Annotated in this window: 21 protein-coding genes; 11 read left to right on the forward strand and 10 right to left on the reverse strand. The window is 74.5% G+C overall.

From position 1 onward, the window contains the following. Positions 1-9: 9 nt before the first annotated feature. From CP977_RS21830 to CP977_RS21855, 6 genes are all read right to left on the reverse strand, one after another. Positions 10-1,143: a glycosyltransferase gene (locus tag CP977_RS21830; RefSeq protein ID WP_109185262.1), complete on the reverse strand. Its 1,134-nt coding sequence runs from the start codon at positions 1,141-1,143 to the stop codon at positions 10-12. Continuing rightward, the gene (locus tag CP977_RS21835; RefSeq protein WP_152370678.1) at positions 1,140-1,946 is read right to left on the reverse strand and encodes a polysaccharide deacetylase family protein; all 807 of its coding nucleotides are present in this window, start codon (positions 1,944-1,946) and stop codon (positions 1,140-1,142) included. The genes CP977_RS21830 and CP977_RS21835 overlap by 4 nt, the downstream gene beginning before the upstream one ends. Next, a complete protein-coding gene (locus tag CP977_RS21840) occupies positions 1,840-3,477 on the reverse strand; it encodes a lipid II flippase MurJ (RefSeq protein ID WP_372460616.1) in 1,638 nt (545 codons plus the stop codon). Before CP977_RS21840 ends, CP977_RS21835 begins: the two co-directional genes overlap by 107 nt. A 550-nt stretch (positions 3,478-4,027) precedes the next feature. Further along, positions 4,028-5,359: an O-antigen ligase family protein gene (locus tag CP977_RS21845; protein WP_109185264.1), complete on the reverse strand. Its 1,332-nt coding sequence runs from the start codon at positions 5,357-5,359 to the stop codon at positions 4,028-4,030. Between the two features lie 2 nt (positions 5,360-5,361). Then, positions 5,362-6,828 (reverse strand): sugar transferase, encoded by a 1,467-nt coding sequence (locus CP977_RS21850; RefSeq protein ID WP_152370679.1) that lies wholly within the window; start codon positions 6,826-6,828, stop codon positions 5,362-5,364. Next, positions 6,825-7,961, reverse strand: coding sequence for a glycosyltransferase (locus CP977_RS21855; RefSeq protein WP_062752492.1), 1,137 nt, complete (start codon positions 7,959-7,961; stop codon positions 6,825-6,827). The genes CP977_RS21850 and CP977_RS21855 overlap by 4 nt, the downstream gene beginning before the upstream one ends. A 452-nt stretch (positions 7,962-8,413) precedes the next feature. Between CP977_RS21855 and CP977_RS21860 the strand changes: the two genes are divergently transcribed. The 5 genes from CP977_RS21860 to CP977_RS21880 all read left to right on the forward strand — a co-directional run bounded on the left by CP977_RS21860 (position 8,414) and on the right by CP977_RS21880 (position 11,636). After that, positions 8,414-8,653 carry a chaplin gene (locus CP977_RS21860; protein WP_062756905.1) on the forward strand — a complete coding sequence of 80 codons (240 nt, stop codon included), beginning with the start codon at positions 8,414-8,416 and terminating at the stop codon, positions 8,651-8,653. A gap of 448 nt (positions 8,654-9,101) precedes the next feature. Then, a complete protein-coding gene (locus tag CP977_RS21865) occupies positions 9,102-9,383 on the forward strand; it encodes a hypothetical protein (protein ID WP_062752491.1) in 282 nt (93 codons plus the stop codon). A gap of 232 nt (positions 9,384-9,615) precedes the next feature. Next, entirely contained in the window at positions 9,616-10,461 is an 846-nt protein-coding gene (locus CP977_RS34475) for a hypothetical protein (protein ID WP_183953226.1), read from the forward strand. 152 nt (positions 10,462-10,613) lie between these two features. Continuing rightward, positions 10,614-11,075 (forward strand): hypothetical protein, encoded by a 462-nt coding sequence (locus CP977_RS21875; protein WP_229991396.1) that lies wholly within the window; start codon positions 10,614-10,616, stop codon positions 11,073-11,075. Positions 11,076-11,354: 279 nt separating this feature from the next. Then, positions 11,355-11,636, forward strand: coding sequence for a chaplin (locus tag CP977_RS21880; RefSeq protein WP_062752488.1), 282 nt, complete (start codon positions 11,355-11,357; stop codon positions 11,634-11,636). A 91-nt stretch (positions 11,637-11,727) separates the two neighbouring features. On the opposite strand, the gene CP977_RS21885 is transcribed toward CP977_RS21880, so the two are convergent. Both CP977_RS21885 and CP977_RS21890 read right to left on the reverse strand, forming a co-directional pair. Beyond that, positions 11,728-12,594 (reverse strand): tyrosinase family protein, encoded by an 867-nt coding sequence (locus CP977_RS21885; protein WP_109185268.1) that lies wholly within the window; start codon positions 12,592-12,594, stop codon positions 11,728-11,730. After that, positions 12,578-12,994, reverse strand: a complete 417-nt coding sequence (locus CP977_RS21890; RefSeq protein ID WP_152370681.1) for a tyrosinase family oxidase copper chaperone — start codon at positions 12,992-12,994, stop codon at positions 12,578-12,580. The genes CP977_RS21885 and CP977_RS21890 overlap by 17 nt, the downstream gene beginning before the upstream one ends. A 175-nt stretch (positions 12,995-13,169) precedes the next feature. Here CP977_RS21890 and CP977_RS21895 point away from each other — a divergent pair, with 175 nt between their 5' ends. The 5 genes from CP977_RS21895 to CP977_RS21915 all read left to right on the forward strand — a co-directional run bounded on the left by CP977_RS21895 (position 13,170) and on the right by CP977_RS21915 (position 17,024). Beyond that, the gene (locus CP977_RS21895; RefSeq protein WP_208420663.1) at positions 13,170-13,673 is read left to right on the forward strand and encodes a DUF5949 family protein; all 504 of its coding nucleotides are present in this window, start codon (positions 13,170-13,172) and stop codon (positions 13,671-13,673) included. A 29-nt stretch (positions 13,674-13,702) separates the two neighbouring features. Next, positions 13,703-14,350: a vitamin K epoxide reductase family protein gene (locus tag CP977_RS21900; RefSeq protein ID WP_152370682.1), complete on the forward strand. Its 648-nt coding sequence runs from the start codon at positions 13,703-13,705 to the stop codon at positions 14,348-14,350. A 1-nt stretch (position 14,351) separates the two neighbouring features. Continuing rightward, on the forward strand, positions 14,352-15,383 hold the full coding sequence (locus tag CP977_RS21905; RefSeq protein WP_229991395.1) for a glycoside hydrolase family 26 protein: 1,032 nt from the start codon (positions 14,352-14,354) through the stop codon (positions 15,381-15,383). 74 nt (positions 15,384-15,457) lie between these two features. Beyond that, positions 15,458-16,057 (forward strand): TetR/AcrR family transcriptional regulator, encoded by a 600-nt coding sequence (locus CP977_RS21910; RefSeq protein WP_152370683.1) that lies wholly within the window; start codon positions 15,458-15,460, stop codon positions 16,055-16,057. Between the two features lie 13 nt (positions 16,058-16,070). Beyond that, the gene (locus CP977_RS21915; RefSeq protein WP_208420662.1) at positions 16,071-17,024 is read left to right on the forward strand and encodes a hypothetical protein; all 954 of its coding nucleotides are present in this window, start codon (positions 16,071-16,073) and stop codon (positions 17,022-17,024) included. On the opposite strand, the gene CP977_RS21920 is transcribed toward CP977_RS21915, so the two are convergent. Both CP977_RS21920 and trhA read right to left on the reverse strand, forming a co-directional pair. Then, the gene (locus tag CP977_RS21920; RefSeq protein ID WP_152370684.1) at positions 17,013-17,618 is read right to left on the reverse strand and encodes a TetR/AcrR family transcriptional regulator; all 606 of its coding nucleotides are present in this window, start codon (positions 17,616-17,618) and stop codon (positions 17,013-17,015) included. The genes CP977_RS21915 and CP977_RS21920 overlap by 12 nt on opposite strands. 17 nt (positions 17,619-17,635) lie before the next feature. Continuing rightward, complete coding sequence (trhA, locus tag CP977_RS21925; RefSeq protein WP_062752483.1) at positions 17,636-18,322, reverse strand: PAQR family membrane homeostasis protein TrhA; 687 nt, start codon at positions 18,320-18,322, stop codon at positions 17,636-17,638. Between the two features lie 196 nt (positions 18,323-18,518). Here trhA and CP977_RS21930 point away from each other — a divergent pair, with 196 nt between their 5' ends. Further along, complete coding sequence (locus tag CP977_RS21930) at positions 18,519-20,342, forward strand: phosphoenolpyruvate carboxykinase (GTP) (RefSeq protein WP_062752482.1); 1,824 nt, start codon at positions 18,519-18,521, stop codon at positions 20,340-20,342. Positions 20,343-20,438 lie beyond the last annotated feature (96 nt).

Here is a 20,438-nt window from a genome sequence, read left to right on the forward strand (position 1 = left end):
GGACTTCTCTCAGTTCAAGCGGGTCGACGGGGTGGGGACGGCCTGGTCGTAGAGGGACGCCAACTGCCGGGCGCTGCGCGCGATGTCGTAGTGGCGGGCGGCCTCCGGCACCGGGAGCCGGGCGGGCCGGGCCACCGCCAGGTCACGGAGGGCGGCGGCCAGTTCGGGCGCGGACCCGCCGGTGCGGCGCGCGCCCGGGGCCGCGTCCGCCGGCAGGTCCTCGATCGCCGGGCAGGCCGCGTACAGGACGGGCAGGCCCGCCGCGAGCGCCTCGACGACCGCGAGCCCGAAGGCCTCGTCGGGCGAGGCGGACACGAAGACGTCCATGGCGGCGAGCAGTCCGGGCAGCGACGGCCCGGTCGAGCCGGCGGGCGGCGGGTCCGCGCAGGCCCCGGTGAGCAGCACCCGGTCGGCCGCCCCCAGTTCCCGGGCGAGCCGCAGCAGCTCCTCCCGCTCGCCGCCCTCGCCGACGAGCAGCAGCCGGGCCTCCGGGACCGCCGCCACCGCCCGTACGAGCAGGTCGAACCGCTTCCCGGGGGCCAGCCGTCCCACCCCGCCGACCACGTACGCGTCCTCGGGGAGGCCGAGCGCCGCCCGGGTCCGGCGGCGGGCCGCGGGATCGTAGGCGAACCGGGCGGTCTCGATGCCGTTCGGCACCACCCGGATGCGCTCCTCGGGCACCCCCCAGTCCGCGAGCCGCCGGGCCACGCTGGGCGAGACGGCGACCGTGGAGGTGCCCAGCCGCTCGGACGCCAGGTAGAGGGCGCGGGTGCCCGCCGACAGCGGCCGGCCCTCGATCTGGTGCGCGCCGAGGGAGTGCTCGGTGGCGACGATCCGGCGCACCCCGGCGATCCGGGCCGCCGCCCTGCCGTACACGCACGCCCGGTACAGGTGCGTGTGCACGAGGTCGTAGCGGCCCTGCCGGACGATGCGGGCGAGGCGGGGGAGGGCGCCGAGGTCGCGGTTGCCGGTCATGCCGAGGTGGGTGACGGGGGTGCCGTCCGCCTCGATGCCGGCGGCGACCGCTCCCGGGTTGGTGAGCGTCACCACCCGGCCCTGGACGGGCAGGTGGCGCAGCAGGAGGCGGAGCTGCTGCTCGGCGCCGCCGATGCCGAGGCCGGTGATGACGTGCAGGACCCTCATCGCGCACCCACCACGGCCGGGGCGTGCGCGGCGGGGAGCGGCAGGTCGGCGGGCCGGCGGCGGCGCAGCGGGTGCAGCAGGCGCTTGGCGGCGAGCCGCCAGGCGGTGTCGTTCTCGCCGATGTGGATGCGGGGCAGGGCGTACGCGCCGGTGTACGGGCCCGGGTCGATCGCGCAGGCGTAGCGGTAGCCTGCCCGGCGCACGGCCCGCATCGCGCGCGGGTCGACCCGCCCGTACGGATAGCAGAAGCCCTCCACCGGACGGCCCGTCATCTCCTCCAGGACCTCGCGGCTGCGGCGGGTCTCGGCGACGAGCGTCCGGTCGTCGGCCTCGGGCAGCGCCACGTGCGTCAGGCCGTGCGAGCCGATCTCCATCCCGGCGCGGGAGATCCGCCGGATCTCCTCCCCGGACAGCAGCCGCTTGCGCGGTCCTGCCGTGTCCCAGCCGTTCTCGCCGCCGAGCCGGCCCGGCAGGACGTACACCGTGGCCGTGAAGCCGTGCCGGCGGAGCAGCGGCAGCGCCGAGTCCACGAAGTCCGCGTAGCCGTCGTCGAAGGTCAGACCCACCAGGCCCTTGGCGCGCCCCTGGGCGGTGGCGGCCAGCAGCTCCCGCACCGACACCCCGCGCAGCCCCCGGTCGCGCAGCCAGCGCAGCTGCCGGGCGAAACGCGCCGGGGAGACGGTCACCCGGTACGGATCATCGGCGGTGTCCGCGATCGAGTGGTACATCGCCACCCACAGGGGCGGTTTCGGCAGCAGGGAAGGCCTCGGCAGCAGACGGCTCGGCGCGGTGACGGCGGGCATGGGGGGTCCTCCGATAGGCGGAGCGGGGCAGGGAAGGAAGGCCGGACGCCTCGGGGGCGCAGGCCAGGAAGAGCACGAGGACGCCGGTGGCGGCGAGGGCGGCGACGGCGACGGCCGGGACGGCGGGGCCGATCGCGACCGAGCAGATCCAGCCGGCCCCGGTGGCGCACGCACCGGCGGCGGCGAGCCGGAGCAGCTGGGTGCCGAGCCGGCCGGACCGGACCGGGACGGACTGGCGGTGCGCGCCCCGCAGGAGCAGGACGGCGGTCAGGGTGATGCCGAGCGCGTTGGCGCCGGCGATGCCGACCGCGCCCCAGTACTGGGCGCCGGGCACGCCCGCGGCGCCGGTCGCGACGAGCCCCGCGCCCATGGCGGCGGCCGGGTACCAGAGCGGGCGGGCGGCGGAGAAGTAGCAGCGGACCAGGGCGCCGACCATCGTCTGGCCCAGCAGGCCGAGCGCGTACACCCGCATGACGGCGGCGGTCGCGGTGGTGTCGGCGCCCCCGAACTCCCCGCGCTCGAAGAGGAGTTCGACGATCCTGGGGGCGGCGGCGATCACCGTCGAGGCGCCGACGAGCACCACGACGGCGGCGAGCAGCAGGTCCCGTTCGACCCGGTGGCGGGCCGTCTCCTCGTCGCCCGCCGCGAGGGCGCGCGCGACCACCGGGAAGCTGACCGTGCACAGCATCAGCGAGAGGATCATCGGCAGCTGCGCGACCTTCTGCGCGTAGTTCAGGTGCGAGATGGCCCCGGCGGGCAGCGGCGAGGCGAGGAACCGCTCGATCAGCGTCTGCGACTGGCGGCACAGAGAGAACGCGACGACCGGCGCGATCAGGCCGATCACCAGGATCCGGCCGTCCTGCCCGCCCCGGGACGCCCTGGACGCCCGGGGAGGGCGCGGTGGCGGGGGTACGGAGCCGGAGCGCAGCTCCCGTACGAGGAAGGGCGCCTGGACCAGGACCATCAGGACCCCGCCGACCGCGACCCCGGCGGCGGCCGACCGCACCCCCCAGGGCTCGCGGAGCACCAGGATCGTGCCGATGATCCCCACGTTGTACGCCGTGTAGATCAGGGCCGGCGGCAGGAAGCGGCCGTGCGCGCGCAGCGCGGCCGAGCAGTAGCCGACCAGGGCGAACGAGAGCACGCAGGTCGCGGTGAGGCGCGTGCAGTCGATCGCGAGCGCCGGGTCGGGGAGGCCGGGGGCGAGGGCGGCGACGAGCAGCGGGGCGGCGACGACGAGGACGGCGGCGGCGAGCCCGACGGTGAGGGTGAGCCGGGGGAGCGTCCCGCGCACGAGCGCGCGCACCGGGTCGCCGAGCGCGCCGTCGCCGCGCCGGGCCAGGGCGCGGGAGAACGCGGGCACCAGGATCAGAGCCATCGCGTCCTCGATGAGCAGCGTCGAGGCGAACTCGGGGACCGTCCACGCCACCAGGAACGCGTCGGTCGCGGCCCCGGCCCCGAAGTACCCGGCCAGGATCTGGTCCCGTACGAGCCCGAGCACCGACCCGACGGCGGTGAGCCCGGCGGTCACGGCCGCCGCCTTCGCCAGGAACCCGCGGCCCTGGGGCCTGTCGGCCCGCGCCCCGCGCGCGCGTGCGTGGGCACGGCGGCCGGGGCGGGGCGGTGCCGGCGGCGTCGCAGTCGGCTTCGTGGTCGTGGCCGCAACCGTGCCCTCGGACCGATGGCGTACGGCGATACGACGGGCCCCGGCGAGGCCGCCCGCGGGCGGGGCGCTGTCGAACGGATCACCGCCGGGGCGATGGTCGGCTTCGGGAGTCCACGCCGGCACCCCACCGGGCCACGGCGCCGCGTCCCCCGCCCCCGGCAGCACGACGGCCCCCGGGGCCCACGGGGAGTCCGTGGGGCTCAGGGGCGGGATCGACCAGGGGTCGGCCGACGGGGCGCCGCAAGGCTGTCGGGGCGAGCGGCCCGGCCACGACGCGGGCTGCGGCCCGTCGGACCGCGGCGGGTCCACGGGGCCCGTGCCCCCGGACCACCGCGCGTCCACGGGCCCCGCGTCACCCGGCCCCGCCGGTCCCGGCCACCCCGCGTCCGTGGGCTCCGGTTCCGCGGCCCACGGGTCACGCACGTCTCGCCCCCACCAGCGACCACCAGGCCGCCAGGCCGAGCACGACCGACATCAGGACCGTCGAGGGGCCGCCGATGTCCGCGTAGAAGAAGTCGGTGAACTGCCAGACGAGCAGACCCGTCGCGACGAGTGCGCAGTCCGCACCGGCACCGGACCCGGGGCCGAAGCCGCCCCGCCGCCGCAGCGCCCCCACGAGCAGCGCCGCCCAGCTCCCCGCCAGGGCCAGCAGCCCCACGAGCCCCTGCTCGCTCAGCACGAGCAGGTACATGTTGTGCGGGGAGAGCAGCGGCTGCCGCTGGAAGGCCGCGCCCGCGCCCGCCGTGTCGCTGCCCGAGGACAGCGCGACCGAGGCGTGCGCGTCGCGGTACTGCGGGAAGCCCTTCAGACCGACGCCCGTGAGCGGTTCCGCGCGCCACATCTCCCCGGCCGCCGCCCACATCGTGTACCGGTCCGTCACCGACTGGTCCGGCGCCGCCGTCACCCGCGTGATGCTGGCGACCCGCTCCTCCACCAGGTCCGAGCCGATCCCGAGGCCGCCGACGAGGACCACCCCGAGCGCCCCCGCCGCGAGGCCGACCCGCACCGCCCGGCGCGCCCCCGCCAGGAGCAGCTGGAGCGCGCAGGCGACCGCGGTCGCGATCCACGCGCCCCGGCTGAAGGAGAGGACCAGCGGCGGGAACAGCAGCCCCGCGCAGACCAGGGCCGCCGTCCGGGCCCGCCCGGGACCGCTGCCGAGCGCGATCCCGGTGACGACGACGAGCCCGTACGAGACGACGGTCGCCATGCCCATCACGTCGGTCGCCCCGAACGTGCCGACCGCCCGGATGTCCTCGCCCTGGTACGAGGCGCCCGTGCCGGTCAGGTACTGGGCGACGCCCACAGCGCCCTGGAGCAGCGCGAGCCCGACGAGCGCCCAGGCGACCACGGCGAAGTCCCGCCGGTCGCGGACCGTCAGGAGCACGGCCGCCGGGACCAGGACGAAGACCTGCACGTAGCGGGCGACGCCCGGCAGGCTCGACGCCGGGTCGTTCGAGGTGATCGCGGCCAGGCAGATCCCGAGGACCGGCAGCCCGAGGACGACGGCCGCCGTACGGGTCAGGGGCCGGGCCCCGCCCCGCACCACCCGGACCAGGCAGATCAGGACGAGGAGCCCGGAGGCCGCGTCGGCGACCGTGCCCGTGCCGCCGGTGCCGCCCTGCGCGCCCCCGCCGCCGGGGACGAGCAGCAGCGCGACCACGGCGAGGACCGGGGCCGGCGTCCCGGTCCTGCGGAGCAGGTCCCGCGCCCCCGCGCCGACCACGGGCAGCGTCGCGGCCGTGGCCATCCTCAGCTCCCCGTGGGTCGGACGAGCTCGGCGGCCGTGCGCAACAGGATGCAGACGTCCTGCCACAGCGACCAGTGGTCGATGTAGTGGTTGTCGAAGCGGCAGCGGTCCTCGATCGAGGTGTCGCCGCGCAGCCCGTGCACCTGCGCGAGCCCGGTGAGCCCCACCGGCATCCGGTGGCGGGCCGCGTACCCGGCGTGGACCTTGCTGAACTGGGCGACGAAGTAAGGGCGTTCCGGCCGGGGGCCGACCAGGCTCATGTCCCCGCGCAGCACGTTCCACAGCTGCGGCAGCTCGTCCAGGGAGGTCTTCCGCAGGAAGCTCCCGGCCGCGCTCATCCGCCGGTCGCCCGCCACGTTCCAGCGGGTCGCCGACTCGGTGTCGTCCGAGGGGCGGAGCGTACGGAACTTGAGCAGCGTGAAGTGGCGCCCGTACTGGCCGACCCGCTCCTGCCGGAACAGGACCCCGGGGCCGTCCGAGAGGCGCACGGCGAGCGCGCAGAGCAGCAGCACGGGCAGCGCGAGGACGAGCGCGGGGGCGGCGAGGGCGATGTCCAGGGCCCGCTTGGCGGTGAGGCCGCGCCGCTCGTCCAGCGGGACGATCCGGTGCCAGGCGTACCCCCACATGTGTTCGCCCATCGGCCCGTCCTGGTGCCGGCCGCCGACCCGCCAGGTGGTGCAGCCGTACTGCTGGAAGAGCGTCACCAGGCCCGGGTCGTCGTCCAGGAACACCGCGTCGCACACGGTGTTCTGGATGACGGCCCGGTGGATCTCCTCGGTCGTGGTGAGCACCGGGAGCCCGGCCTCCCCGGACGTCCGGGCGCCGCCCTGCTCCGGCACGCCGACGATCCCGACCGGCCGCACCCCGTACTCGGGATGCTGGACGGCCGCCGCCGCGAACCGGCGCGCGTCCCCCGTCCCGCCGACGACGAGCGCCGACCGGGGGTGGGCCTTCGCGACCCGCCGCCGCCGGCCGATGACGAGGGCGCGGACGGCGCAGACGAGGAGGACGTGGACGGCGTACGCGGCGCAGAGCCGCAGCGGGCCGATCGCCAGGTGCGGGGAGTACGCGGCGACGCCCGCCGCCGCCAGGCACCAGGCGACCCCGGCGCGGGAGGCGAGCGCGGGCAGCTCGTCCAGGGCCCGGACGTGCGCGGCGGGCCGGTGGAGCCCGGCGTGCCCGTCGAGGACCAGGACGAGCGCCAGGACCGGCAGGACGAGCCGGAGGTCGTGGTGCGCCGCGCTCAGGACCGAGGCGGCCGCGACGACCGCCAGGGCGTCGGCCACCACGAGCGGCGCCGCGCCGGACCTGGTACGGGCCCGGGGGCGGCGGTGGCGCGGCACGTCGACCCGGCCGGGGGCGCCGCGGGGCGGCGCGAGGGAGGCGAGGCCGAAGGACTGGCCCTGACCCTGGCCCGCCGTGGGCCAGGGGCCGGGCGAGGAGGGGACGCTGGTGCTTTCCGTGGTCACTGTGCGATCGGCTCTCTGTGCTCGGCCCCCCGCACTCCGGCCAGCTCGCGGTAGACGTCCGCGACGGCCGCGCCGGTGCGCCGGACATCGAAATGGCTGAGGACGTGCTCGTGGGCCTCCCGGCCCAGGCGGTGCCGCAGCTCCGGCCTGCCGAGGAGGCGGCCGAGGGCGGCGGCGAGCGCGGCCGGGTCCTCGGGCGGGACCAGGCACAGGGGTTCGTGGGCGGGCGGCAGGCTCTCCCGGGCCCCGTCCACGTCGCTGACGACGACGGGCCGGCCGCTGGCCATGGCCTCCAGGGGCGCGAGCGCCATGCCCTCCCAGCGGGACGGCAGGACGACCACGTCGGCGGCCCGGTACCAGGGGGCGGTGTCCCCGACGGCCCCGGCGAACCGCACCGAGGGGCCGGCGGCGGCCCGCAGCCCCTCCGCGTCCGGGCCGTCGCCGACCAGGACGAGCCGGGCCGCGGGCACCTCCGCGAGGACGGCGGGCCAGGCGGCGAGCAGCACGTCCTGCCCCTTCTGGCGGCAGAGCCGGCCCACGCAGACGACCGTGGGGGCCGGGTTGCGGGGCGGCCCGTCGTTCGCGAACCGGGCCGTGTCCACACCGTTGTGGACGACCGACCAGTCCGCCTCGACCCCGGCCGCCTCGCCGGTACGCCGCTCGGCCTCGCTCACGCAGAGGATCCGGTCGGTCCAGCGGGCGCCGAACCGCTCCCAGCGCCGGGCGAGCGCGGCGGTCGTCCCGCGCACGGCCTCGAAGGACCAGGCGTGCGGCTGGTACACCGTGGGGACCCGGCCCCGCAGGACGAGCCGGGCGCACAGGCCCGCCTTGGCGCTGTGCGCGTGGACGAGGTCGGGCCCGACGGCGCGGACGAGCCGGGCCAGGGACGCGGTCTCGCGGACGAGGGCGGGCCCCGGGTCGCGGCCGGCCCGCCAGTCGTGGACCTCGGCCCCCTCGGCGCGCACGGCGTCGGAGAGGGCGGTGCCGGGCGGGCAGGCGACCGCGACCCTCAGGCCGGCGGCGCGCTGGGCGCGCACGAGGTCGGCGACGACACGGGCGACCCCGCCGTCGCCGGGCTGGACCGCGTGCAGGACGGTGACGGACCCCGGGTCCGTGTCGAATGGTGACAGCACGTCAGCGCCGCACGTCCGCCCGGGCGGCCGACGTGCCGCGGGGCACGGCAAGAACCGCTGAATTCCGCATACAGGTTCTCCGCTTTGCTGAGAGAAGGAAGGGAAGACCCGCGAAGGCCGGGAAGGGAGAAGGTTTCGTCCGCACGAAAGGAATGAACGCGCGGCCGGCCCGGAAGCAACGTTCGGGAAAGTTATAACCCCGGAGCGGGCCGATAGTAAGCATGAGATGTCCGGAAACACTAACTCCCTTAACCGGGCGGTACGTTACTCGCCGCGCGTGTCGCGCGATTCCGCGCCCGAACGTCAGAGCGCCCCTCCCGCGACCCGAAGGGCGACCGGACGTCACCCGTTCGGGAGAGCAACCGATGGAAATCGGAGGCGTTGTTGAAGGAGTCGGACCGACCAGTCCGCGCAGTCCGAGTCGTATGAATTCGATCGAGGAGAACTTCTCCATGTCCCGTATCGCCAAGGCCGTTGTCCTGACCGCGAGCGCCGCCGCGGCCGTCGCCGGTGCCGCCGGTTCCGCCGTCGCCGACGCCGGCGCCGAGGCCGCGGCCGTGCACTCCCCCGGCGTCCTCTCGGGCAACGTCGCCCAGGTCCCGGTCCACATCCCGGTCAACGTCTGCGGCAACACCGTCAACGTCATCGGCCTGCTGAACCCGGCCTTCGGCAACGCCTGCGTCAACGACTGATCCGGCACGTCCGTTCGGTCCTTTCGAGGCCGGTGCGCCCGCCCCCACCGGGGACGGGCGCACCGGCTTTTTCCTTGTCGTGAAGGGGCGGCACTCGCTCGGGCGCACTCCCGCGCGCCGCCCGGTGCAACGGCGTACGCCCCTTTCCGGGGCAGGGCGGGAGCCCGGATTCACTCGAACGGATGCGTGGCGCTCGGTAGTTCTCCGAACGCGGAGGGCTATAGCCGCAGGCCTTCCCGGGTGGCGCCCGACCGGCCCGCGAGAAAGGGGAACGCGTGTGCGGTCGGCGCGTGGTGCCGGTTCATCGATCGGGTGCAGTGTCGAGAAATCCTTCCTCCCGGAGTTTCCGGGAAGCGCACTTCTCGTTACAGAAGCAGAACGGCGTACGGGATTCGTCCAAGGAGCCCGTACGAGAAGTGACTTGAAAGCCAGCGGAAGGATTCACCCCATGAAGCCCACCAAGGTCGCCGCGGTCGTCGCCGGTTCGCTGATGGCCCTGGGTGCCGCCGCGCCCGCCATGGCCACGGAGGCGCTCACCCCCACCAGCCTGAACGGCGGCCTGGAGGCCATCGCCGCCAACGGCCTGAAGACGGACGTGCTGAGCAGCACCACGGAGGGCTCCCCGGTGAAGACCGTCACCGACACGGCGTCCCAGCTCAACGAGGCCACCAAGGGCGGCTCGCTGCTGGGCGGCCTCCCGCTCGCCGGCGGCCTTCCGCTGGGCGGCTGATCCCCCGTCGGTACGGGTGCCCCCCACGGGCATTCCCCGAGGCCTTCGCGCCCCGTTCCCCACGGTCGGCTGATCGAATGATTTTCAGATGATCTGCCGTGTGGTCCGTGCTCCACGCCCCGCTCCGGCTCCTACTCTCTCGCCAGTCCCCCGCGCACGTCGGTGGGCACCAGGCCGGTCGGAGCGAGGGGGGAGCCTCGTCGGCCTCTCCTTTTCTCAGAGGAAGAGCGGTATGCGGTCCATCATCAGCAGGAAAGTACTCACCGCGGCGGCAGCGACCGGAATCCTGTCGCTGAGCGGCGGTTTCGCCCTTGCCGCGGGCTCCCACCCGGGCGCGGGCGACGGACCGGGCCCGGGCGCGGCCGGCCAGGTCCAGGGCCCCCTGACGGCGGACGTCTGCGGCCGGATCGCGGAGAAGGGCGGCGCCGCGGCGGCGGCCGTCGGGCACCTCTGCGGCCAGCAGGGAGGCCACGGCGACGGCTACGGCCAGGTTGACGACGGGTACGGCGAGGACGACGGCGGCTACGGCGAGGAGCCGTCGCACCCGCCGACGACGCCTCCCACCAAGCCGCCGACGACCCCGCCGACCAAGCCGCCGACGACCCCGCCGACGACGCCTCCCACGACCCCGCCGACGACGCCGCCGACCACTCCTCCCACGACGCCCCCCACCACCCCGCCGACGACGCCTCCCACGACGCCGCCGACCACGCCCCCCACGACCACGCCTCCCACCACGCCCCCGACGTACCCGCCCAAGCCGGACGACTGCGAGCACCCCAAGCCCGGTCAGCCGAAGCCCAGCTGTGGTCCCACGACGCCGCCGCCGACGACGCCTCCCACCAAGCCGCCGACGACGCCGCCGACCACTCCTCCCACGACCGCACCGCCCACGACCCCTCCGTCGACGACGCCTCCCGCGACCCCGCCGACGAAGCCCCCGACCACTCCGCCGCAGCTCCCCGAGACCGGTAGCGAGCCCGCGCTCGCGGGGGCGGCCGCGGTCAGCGCCGCGCTCGTCATCGGCGGTGCCGTGGTCTACGCCCGTGCCGGACGGCGGTTCGCGCGCCGCCACTGACCCTCCGTACGGACACCGCGCCAACCGGGGCCCCCGCCTTCACCGGTGGGGGCCCCGAGCGCTGCCGCACCCAGGGGAGTCCCGCCACGTTCTCCCGAAGGCCTCGTTGTCAGAGCATGAATCCGCGTTCTCACGCCGGAATGGGTCTCCTCGTGACCGCACTCGCCTCCGCCGCCCTGGTCGCGCCGGCCTCCGCCGTCGAGGCGCCGGTGATCGTCCCGCTCGAAGGGCTCGAACCCGTCCTCCCCATGGACGCCCCCACGGTGGCCACCGGCGTCCCCGTCCCGATGCCCGGCGCCCCCACCGGCTTCCAGGAGGGCACCGGCACCCTGCCCGCCGTGCCGCTCGCCGGCACGCTCCCGAAGACCGTGGTGGACGCCCCGCTGCCCGAACTCCTGCGGGGCAGCGAGCCCGGCCACGCCCTCCTCACCACCCCGCACTCGGAGGTGGCGGCGGCCACCCCCGGCGCCACCGTCGGCAACCCGATGGAGGCGCCCCGCGGCGACGGCCTCGACGGACTGCCGGACCTCACCCTGCCGAGGGTCCGCCTGCTCGCCCCGGCCCTGAGCGGCGCCCTGGACTCCCGGCTCGGCCTGGCACCCGGGGGACGCTGACCGCGCGGGTGAAGGGACGATTCTTCCCGTCACCCACCACCCGTCACCCCGGCGGGCCGTCGATCGTTGCAGAAGAAGGCTTGTCGCATGGCCGCGGTCCGCGGACCGGAGCCGTCCCGTCGTATCCGGCGGCGGACGGAATTCCGGTCCGCGGGCCATTTTTTCTTCTTTCCTTCTTCCCGTTCGGCCCAACGCCCGTGACCGCTTTCCCCGAACGGCGTTGAACGGGCATGACGGCCGTGATTCCTGCGGTCGCTTTCCACGTCCAAGGAGTTCTTGATGTCTCGCATCGCGAAGGCTGCCGCTGTTCTCGCCGGCACGGGTGCCGTGGCCCTCAGCGGAGCCGGCCTGGCCGTCGCCGACTCGGGCGCCGAGGCCGTCGCCGCCCACTCGCCCGGTGTCGCCTCCGGCAACGTCCTCCAGGTCCCGGTCCACGTCCCGGTCAACCTCTGCGGCAACACCGTCAACGTCATCGGCCTGCTGAACCCGGCGTTCGGCAACACCTGCGCCAACGTCAGCGACGGCGAGGACCGCGAGGAGGACGGCGGCTACGGCGGCTGATCCCCTCGCTCCCCACCCGTGTCCCCCCGGCCCGACGAGGCCGGGGGGACACGCGCGTACGGGCCCGTGCGCGGCGGCCCGGGCGCACCGGTCAGGCGTACCGGTAGATCCGGCTGTGGTCGAACATCGAGGCCGGGGTCACCCCCCACGGCGCCATCGTCTGGTGCCGGGCGACCACCTTGCGGTACTGCCCGTCGCCGAGCGGCGGCGGCTCCGCCGGCAGGTAGGCGGCCCCGGGGTTCCGCTGCTGCCAGCGCGACCAGACCAGGTCCACGAAGGCGTGGTGCAGCCAGAAGACCGGATCGTTCACGGAGCCGCCGCCGAGCATCAGGCCGCCGACCCAGCGGTGCACCCGGTTGTGGATCCGGAAACGCTCGTTGCCCCGCCCCGACGCCCACCCCTCCAGACGGTTGCGGAAGCCGGACGGGCTGGTCGAGTTCCAGGGCGTCACGTCGTACACCCGCTCCCGCATCACCTCCTCCAGCTGGGCCTGGGTGGGGAGCGTGATCGGGTCGCGGGGGCGCCCGAAGTCCCTGGTCAGGAAGCGGCCCTCGGTCATCGACTGGGTGATGTTCCAGCGGCCGGAGGAGTGCGCGAAGGGGCCGGTCATCACCTGGAGGTCGGACCGGCGCCCGTTGCCGCCCATGAAGTCCTCGTTCCAGATCGAGGAAGCCGGGCTGTTGTCCCGGGTCCAGTCCCAGTACGGGACGGTCACCGTGGGGTCGATCCGGCGCAGCGCCGTCTCGAACTCCAGCAGGAACTTCCGGTGCCACGGCAGGAAGCTCGGCGTCATGTGCGCGACCCGCAGCCCGCCCTCCCCGTCGGCCACGTAGTGGTCGATGTGGGTGCGGACGAAGCGGTCGTACGTCCCGGTGCGCTTGAGCTCCAGGACGGCGGCGACGAACTTGCGGCGCTCGGCGCCGGTCAGGTCGCGCTGGTTCTTACGCGTGTACACCACGCGGGCTCCCTCCCGTCGGGTCCGTGGGGGCGCCGTGGGCGCCCGCGAGGGGGGAGAGCGGGGCGGTGCCCAGCTCGTCCACGGCCGCGCGGACCGCCGCCAGGGGCGTCGGACAGGACTCGTAGTGGTCGATCGGAGTGACGTAGCCGCCGTCGGCGCAGCGCATCAGGTGCAGCGGCCGGCCGTCGACGAGGGCCGTCGGCTCGCCGCCGGGGCCGGAGAAGCCCAGGATGCGGCGGCCCCCGTACATCTCGTCGAAGGCGTGCGGGTCGTCGGCGGGCGGGCCGCCCGGCCCTCCGGCCGAGGCGCGGAGCGCGACGCGGCCGAGGGCGCCGCCCGTGAAGGCGGTGACGGCCAGGGCGAAGAGGGACCGCAGTACGACGCGGCGCGGGACGATCATCGGTGATCTCCAGGGGGTCGGCTGGGGGTCCCCCCGCCGCAGGTTAGGGGGAGCCTTCAGAGCACAACGATGAAAACCCGGGTTCGTTGCGGCGGAAATGCCAGCGGCGTGAATGTCGGCCGTTCGGGTGAAAGGGGCACGGGGAAAAGGCGGTTGGAGCACTAGCATCCGATTCATGACCACTTCCAACGTCGTGTCCTCCGCGCGCAGCGCCTCTCCGCTGGGAACCCTCACGGTGATCCCGTGGTCCAGCGAGCCCTCCGCCGAGTCGGCGGGCACGCCGTTCCTCATGGCGTACTCGCTCGGCGACGGCCGGGACGGCCCGGAGGCCGGTCGGCAGGCGATGCGGACCGCCCTGGAGACCATGGGCCTCTCGGTCGGCGACCGGCTCTTCGACCTGGAGCGGGACACCGGGATCAACGCCTCGCTGCTCGTCGAGGGCGGCTCGGCCGTGCTCAACCTGCCCTTCCTGAAGGTGCAGTGCCCGGTGCCGGACGAGTGGCAGACGGCCGCCCGCGAGAGCGGCAAGGTCTATCTGATCTGCTCCGTGCGGCCCTGGCCCGAGGCGGTCCCCGGCCGGCCCGTCGAGGAGGAGCGGCTGCGGGCCTTCGTCTCGGACGAGGAGATGCTCGCGGACAGCGCCCACGTCCTGATGCCGGTCCGCCGCGTCCAGGGCTGAGCGGAAGAACCGGGAAGAGGGGTCGCGCCATGGCGACGGTGGACGTACGGGGCGGGGTGCCGGGACAGCGCCGGGAGGAGGCCTCCCGGGAGTCCGGCGGACCGGTCGGGGCGGGCCGGGGCCTCGCCTGGCTCCTGGTCGTCACCGGTGCGGCGGGCGTCCTGGCCGGCTGGGTGATCACGCTCGACAAGTTCAAGCTCCTGGAGGACCCGGGCTTCACCCCGGGGTGCAGCCTGAACCCGGTGGTCTCCTGCGGCAGCGTCATGAAGAGCGAGCAGGCGGCGGTCTTCGGGTTCCCCAACCCGATGCTCGGGCTCGTCACGTACGCCGTCGTCGTCGCGATCGGGGCCGGGCTGCTCGCCGGGGCCCGCCACCGGGGCTGGTTCTGGCTCGGCCTGAACGCCGGGACGCTCTTCGGGGTCGGCTTCTGCACCTGGTTGATGCAGCAGTCGCTGTACGAGATCAACGCGCTCTGCCTGTGGTGCTGCCTGGCCTGGACCGCGACGATCCTGATGTTCTGGTCCGTCACCGCGCACAACGTGCGGACCGGGGTGCTGCCGGCGCCGGCGGGGGTGCGGACCTTCTTCGGCGAGTTCGCCTTCGCCCCGCCCCTGCTGCACCTCGGGATCGTCGGGATGCTGATCCTGACCCGGTGGTGGGACTTCTGGACGAGCTGACGTGAGCCCCCGCCCCCGCCTTTTCATCCGGCCGCGAGCCGCACCGACCGTGCTGCTCGCGGCCGTTCTCGTCCTCGCCCTCGCCCTCCTCCTGTCGTACGACAGGCTCGTGCCCGACGGGCGGCGGGCCGAGCCCGTCGGGGAGCGGCCGCTGCCCGGGGTGCCCTCGGGGTTCTTCACCGGCTCCGACGAGGCCGGGGTGCGCCGGATCGCCCGGGTGCAGGACTGGCTCGGCGGCGAGGCGCTGACCGTCGGGCACACGTACCTGCCGGGGGACCGCTGGTCCAACATCGAGGGGCACCCGGCGCTCTTCGGGCCGTGGGCGCGCTGGAAGGAGGAGCGGCCGGGGCGGCTCTTCGTGCTCAACGTGCCGCTGCTCGACCGCAGCGAGGCCGGTCTGTCCGACGACGAGGTCCGGGAGGGGCTGCGGCGGGGCGCGGAGGGCGCGTTCGACGGGCACTTCCGGACCCTGGGGGAGCGGTTGGTGGAGCACCGGCTCGGGGACGCGGTCCTGGTCCTGGGCTGGGAGATGAACGGCACCACGTACAGCCACCGCTGCGGCCCGGACCCGGAGGCCTGGAAGGCGTACTGGCGGCGGACGGTGGAGGTGCTGCGGGCGGTGCCGGGGCAGCGGTTCCGCTTCGACTTCACGGCGAGCCGGGGGCGCGACGCCGTGCCGTGGCCGCTCTGCTACCCCGGGGACGACGTCGTGGACATCGTCGGCCTGGACGCCTACGACCAGCCCGCGGGCCTCTCCTTCGAGGACCAGGTGCACGAGGAGTACGGCCTCGCCCATCACGTGCGGTTCGCGGCGGAGCACGGCAAGCCCGTCTCGTACCCGGAGTGGGGGCTCTTCCGGAACGGCGACAACCCGGCGTACGTCCGGGGGATGCTCGACTGGTTCGCCGCGCACCGGCCGGTCTACCAGACGATGACGGACTACTGCCCGCACGGGGTGTGGGAGTGCGCGGACAACCCGGAGTCGGCGCGGGTGATCAGGGGCGCGCTGGGGGCCGGTGGGGCGGGGGCGTGAGCGAGTAGCATTCCGGAAGTCGGTTCTGGTGTGCGGGTGTCGGGGGGGCGGCATGGGAGGGGGTGGGCCGGTTCGTGCCTCCTAAGCAGCAGCGGGGCGAGGCCACCGTCGACCGGCTCCTCACGGCGGCGCTCCGGGTGTACGCCGAGTCGGGCCACGAGGGGTTCACGGTGCACGCCGTCACCAGGGCCAGCGGGATCAGCGCAGGCAGCCTCTACCACCACTTCGGCAGCTTCGACGGGCTCGCGGCGGCCCTCTACGCCCGCTGCATGGAGCAGCTGTTCGAGCAGATGGTCACCGCCCTGACCCGCTCCCGCACCGGCCGGACCGGGGTCCGGGCGCTCGTCACGGCCTATCTGCGCTTCACCGAGGAGCACGCGGACGCCGCGCTGTTCCTCCACGCCTCCGCCTACTCCGGCTACCTCGACGCGCACGCCGAGGAGATCCGCGCGGCCAAGGAGTCCTTCCGGCAGTCCGTCGCCGCCTGGCTGCGCCCGCGGATCGAGGCGGGCGAGATCGCGCCCGTGCCCGAGGCCCTGATCGAGGCCGTCGTCATCGGACCGATCGCCGAGGTCGCGCGCCGCTGGCTGTCCAGCACGTACGAGGCCGACCTCGCCGAGGCCCGGCGGGTCCTGCCCGACCTGATCTGGCAGTCCCTGCGCCGGGTCCCGTGACCCGGACCGGCCGATGACCGGCGTGCGGCGCGGGGACGTCTTCGGGGGCGACGGGGGCTGGGAGGGCCTGGCCCTGGAGGTGGAGTCCCGCGACCGGCCCGGACTGTGCCTGTTCGCCGCCGAGGGGCGGCTGCTGCTCGTCCAGGGGGAGAGGCCGGTGCTCCTCGCCGCTGTGGACGACGATCACTGCGGGGTCGAGTTCCGGCGTACCGGCGCCTACCGCTCCGTCGTCCCGCCGGTGCGGGCCGTGGCCGCGCGGGAGACGGCCGGGTGGCCGGACCGGTGGGCGCACCGCTTCGCGGAGCACCTGGCGGAGGCGGCGGACGGGCCGCTGCACGGCGGGCGGTGGCTGCTCGCGCGCGAGAGTCCGCTGCTGCGCCGGAACCACGAGGGCCTGCCGCTCTCCGCGCACTGGGGCGGGACGGTCGTCGAGGGGCATCCCGACGGGTACGTCGACTGGTTCGTCCACAACGGGTCGCGGGGGATCCTGCCGCTGCGGGCGATGCCGGACCGCGGCGACGCGCGGGTCAAGGCGTACCGCAAGCAGGCCCGCGACGGCACCCTCCCGCCCGTCCTGCTGTGGTGGATCGGCGGGCTCGACTGCCACGTGGTCCTGGACGGGCACGCGCGGCTGGCCGCCGCGGTCGCCGAGTCGGTCGTGCCCCCGCTGCTGCACCTGCACCGCACCGCGCCCGGCGACGAGGTGGCGGCGGGGACGGAGCGGGCCGTGGCGGAGTACGAGGCGGAGCTGGTGCGGTACGCGGGGCTCCGGGACCGGCACGGCCCCGTCGTTCCCGACGGGGCCGTGATCGCGGGGGCCTCGCTGGCCCGGCGTCTCGAAGGGCTGCGTACGGGGGTGCGGCCCACCTGGGCCTGGCCGCTGCCCGGCGGGCGGGACGCGTGGGAGCGCGTCGCCCGGGAGGCGGCCGGGGGCGGCCCGTCGGGGTGGCCGGGGTCAGGGGAGTGACGGGCCGCCCCTGAGGGTGTCGAGGGTGCGGTCGAGGAGGGCCACGAGGTCGTCGGTGCGGCCGCGTTCGGCCCAGTACACGGTGGCCTCGCGGAAGGCGCCGAGGACGGCGGCGGTGAAGACCCGCACCTCCAGGGCGTCGGGGGCGCGGCCGGTGCGGTCGGCGAGGACGCGGGTCAGACGGCGGCCGGTCTCGGCGGTGGTCTCGGTGAGGCGGGTGCGCACGGCGGGGATCTCGACCATGAGCCGGGCGCGCAGCCGGGTCTCCTCCGGTGCCTCGGCGAGGGCGGCGCGGACCGCTTCGAGGAGGACCGCGCGCAGGGACTCCAGGGGGTCCTCGCCGGCGGGCCGGGCGCGCAGTCGGGCTTCGAGGACGGCGTCGTCCTCGTCGGTGAGGAGGATGTCCTCGCGGACCGGGAAGTAGCGGGCGACGGTCGAGGGGGAGACCTCGGCCGTCGCGGCGATCCGGTCGGCGGTGGCGGCCTCCCAGCCGTGCTCGGCGACGATCCGGTAGGTGGCCTGCCGGATCGCCGCGCGGGTCTTCGCCTTCTTGCGTTCGCGGAGGCTGGGGCGGGTGGGGGCGTCGGCGGCCATGCCGCCATTCTCCCGGGTCAGGCGTGCTGGTACGCCACCAGCGAGATGCCGATGTAGTGGACGATGAAGGCCGCCAGGGTCAGCGTGTGGAAGACCTCGTGGAAGCCGAACCAACGCGGGGACGGGTTGGGGCGCTTGATGCCGTAGATGATCCCGCCCGCGCTGTAGAGCAGGCCGCCGACGACGACCAGGACCAGGACGGCGATGCCGCCCGCCCGCATGAAGTCGGGCAGGAAGAAGACCGCGGCCCAGCCCATCGCGATGTAGCAGGGCGTGTACAGCCAGCGGGGCGCGCCGACCCAGAAGACCCGGAAGGCGATGCCGGCGAGGGCCGCCGCCCAGACCGCCCACAGGAGCGGTTTCGCCGTGGAGTCGGGGAGCAGGAGCAGGGTGAGCGGGGTGTAGGTGCCCGCGATGATCAGGAAGATGTTGGCGTGGTCCAGGCGCCGGAGCACGGCCTCGCCGCGCGGGCCCCAGGTGCCGCGGTGGTAGAGCGCGCTGACGCCGAAGAGGAGGCACGCGGTCAGGACGTAGATCCCGCAGGCGACGCGGGCGCGGGGCGAGTCGGAGAGGGCGACCAGGACGAGGCCCGCGACGATCACGGTGGGGAACATGCCCGCGTGCAGCCAGCCTCTCAGCATGGGCTTCAGCGGGAGCGCCGGGGAGGGGTCGTCCGGGGTCACTTCCGGTGTGGCTGCAGTCATGGACGGAATCGTACCTACGGGCCCGTAAGTCCTGAATACGAGTGGCGATGCTCACGTGTGCACCCCCCTGGACAGATGGGCGGATCCGTCGGATGATCAAATGAGTGCGGTCGGCACCGGATGAGCAAGCTACGAAGCATCCGGGTCGCGGCCCCCACGGGGCAAACATCTAAAAAACCCCTCAAAAGGAGCAATCGTGGCGCGCGACAACGCGGCTCCCACCACCGTCCCCACCCAGCACCAGGAGCTCGTCTCCTGGGTGAACGAGATCGCCGAGATCACGCAGCCGGACAGCATCGTCTGGTGCGACGGCTCCGAGGCCGAGTACGAGCGCCTGTGCGAGGAGCTCGTCGCCAAGGGGACGTTCAAGAAGCTCGACCCGACTCTGCGCCCGAACTCCTACTACGCCGCCTCCGACCCCTCCGACGTCGCGCGCGTCGAGGACCGCACCTTCATCTGCTCCGAGAAGGAGGAGGACGCGGGCCCGACCAACCACTGGAAGGCCCCCGCGGAGATGAAGGACATCTTCGCCGGTGAAGAGGGCATCTTCCGCGGCTCGATGCGCGGCCGCACCATGTACGTCGTGCCCTTCTGCATGGGCCCCGTCGGCTCCCCGCTCTCCGCCATCGGCGTCGAGATCACCGACTCCGCGTACGTCGCCGTCTCCATGCGCACCATGACCCGCATGGGACAGGCCGTCCTCGACGAGCTGGGCGACGACGGCTTCTTCGTCAAGGCCGTCCACACCCTCGGCGCCCCCCTCGCGGAGGGCGAGCAGGACGTGCCGTGGCCCTGCAACACCACCAAGTACATCTCGCACTTCCCCGAGACCCGCGAGATCTGGTCGTACGGCTCGGGCTACGGCGGCAACGCCCTGCTCGGCAAGAAGTGCTACGCGCTCCGCATCGCCTCCGTCATGGCCCGTGACGAGGGCTGGCTCGCCGAGCACATGCTGATCCTCAAGCTCACCCCGCCGCAGGGCGAGTCGAAGTACGTCGCCGCCGCCTTCCCCTCCGCCTGCGGCAAGACCAACCTGGCCATGCTGGAGCCCACGATCTCCGGCTGGACCGTCGAGACCATCGGCGACGACATCGCCTGGATGCGCTTCGGCGAGGACGGGCGCCTGTACGCCATCAACCCCGAGGCCGGCTTCTTCGGCGTCGCGCCCGGCACCGGCGAGCACACCAACGCCAACGCCATGAAGACCCTCTGGGGCAACTCCGTCTTCACCAACGTCGCCCTCACCGACGACGGCGACGTGTGGTGGGAGGGCATGACCGAGGAGGCCCCGGCCCACCTCACGGACTGGAAGGGCAACGACTGGACGCCCGCGTCCGAGACGCCCGCCGCCCACCCCAACGCCCGCTTCACCGTCCCCGCCGGACAGTGCCCGACCATCGCGCCGGAGTGGGAGGACCCGAAGGGCGTGCCGATCTCGGCCATCCTCTTCGGCGGCCGCCGTGCCTCCGCCGTCCCGCTGGTCACCGAGTCCTTCGACTGGAACCACGGCGTCTTCCTCGGGGCCAACGTCGCCTCCGAGAAGACCGCCGCCGCCGAGGGCAAGGTCGGCGAGCTGCGCCGCGACCCCTTCGCCATGCTGCCCTTCTGCGGCTACAACATGGGCGACTACATGGCCCACTGGGTCAAGGTCGGCGCCGATGCCGACGCGGCGAAGCTGCCGAAGATCTACTACGTGAACTGGTTCCGCAAGAACGACGCCGGCAAGTTCGTCTGGCCCGGCTTCGGCGAGAACAGCCGCGTCCTCAAGTGGATCGTCGAGCGCCTCGACGGCAAGGCCGAGGGCGTCGAGACCCCCATCGGCATCCTGCCGACCCCGGAGTCCCTCGACACCGACGGCCTGGACCTGCCGGCCGAGGACCTGGAGTTCCTCCTCAAGGTCGACCGTGACGTGTGGCGCGAGGAGGCCGCCCTCGTCCCCGACCACCTCAACACCTTCGGCGACCACACGCCGAAGGAGCTGTGGGACGAGTACCGGGCGCTCGTGGAGCGCCTGGGCTGATCCCGCCCCCCGAACTCGTGGTGGGTTGCCCCGAAATTCCGCCCTGACCAGTGGGGTCACGACGGCCCACCACGATCCGCCCGGCCCCCGGAGCCC

It is taken from the genome of Streptomyces cinereoruber (genome assembly GCF_009299385.1).
In the GTDB taxonomy this organism is placed as follows: domain Bacteria; phylum Actinomycetota; class Actinomycetes; order Streptomycetales; family Streptomycetaceae; genus Streptomyces; species Streptomyces bikiniensis.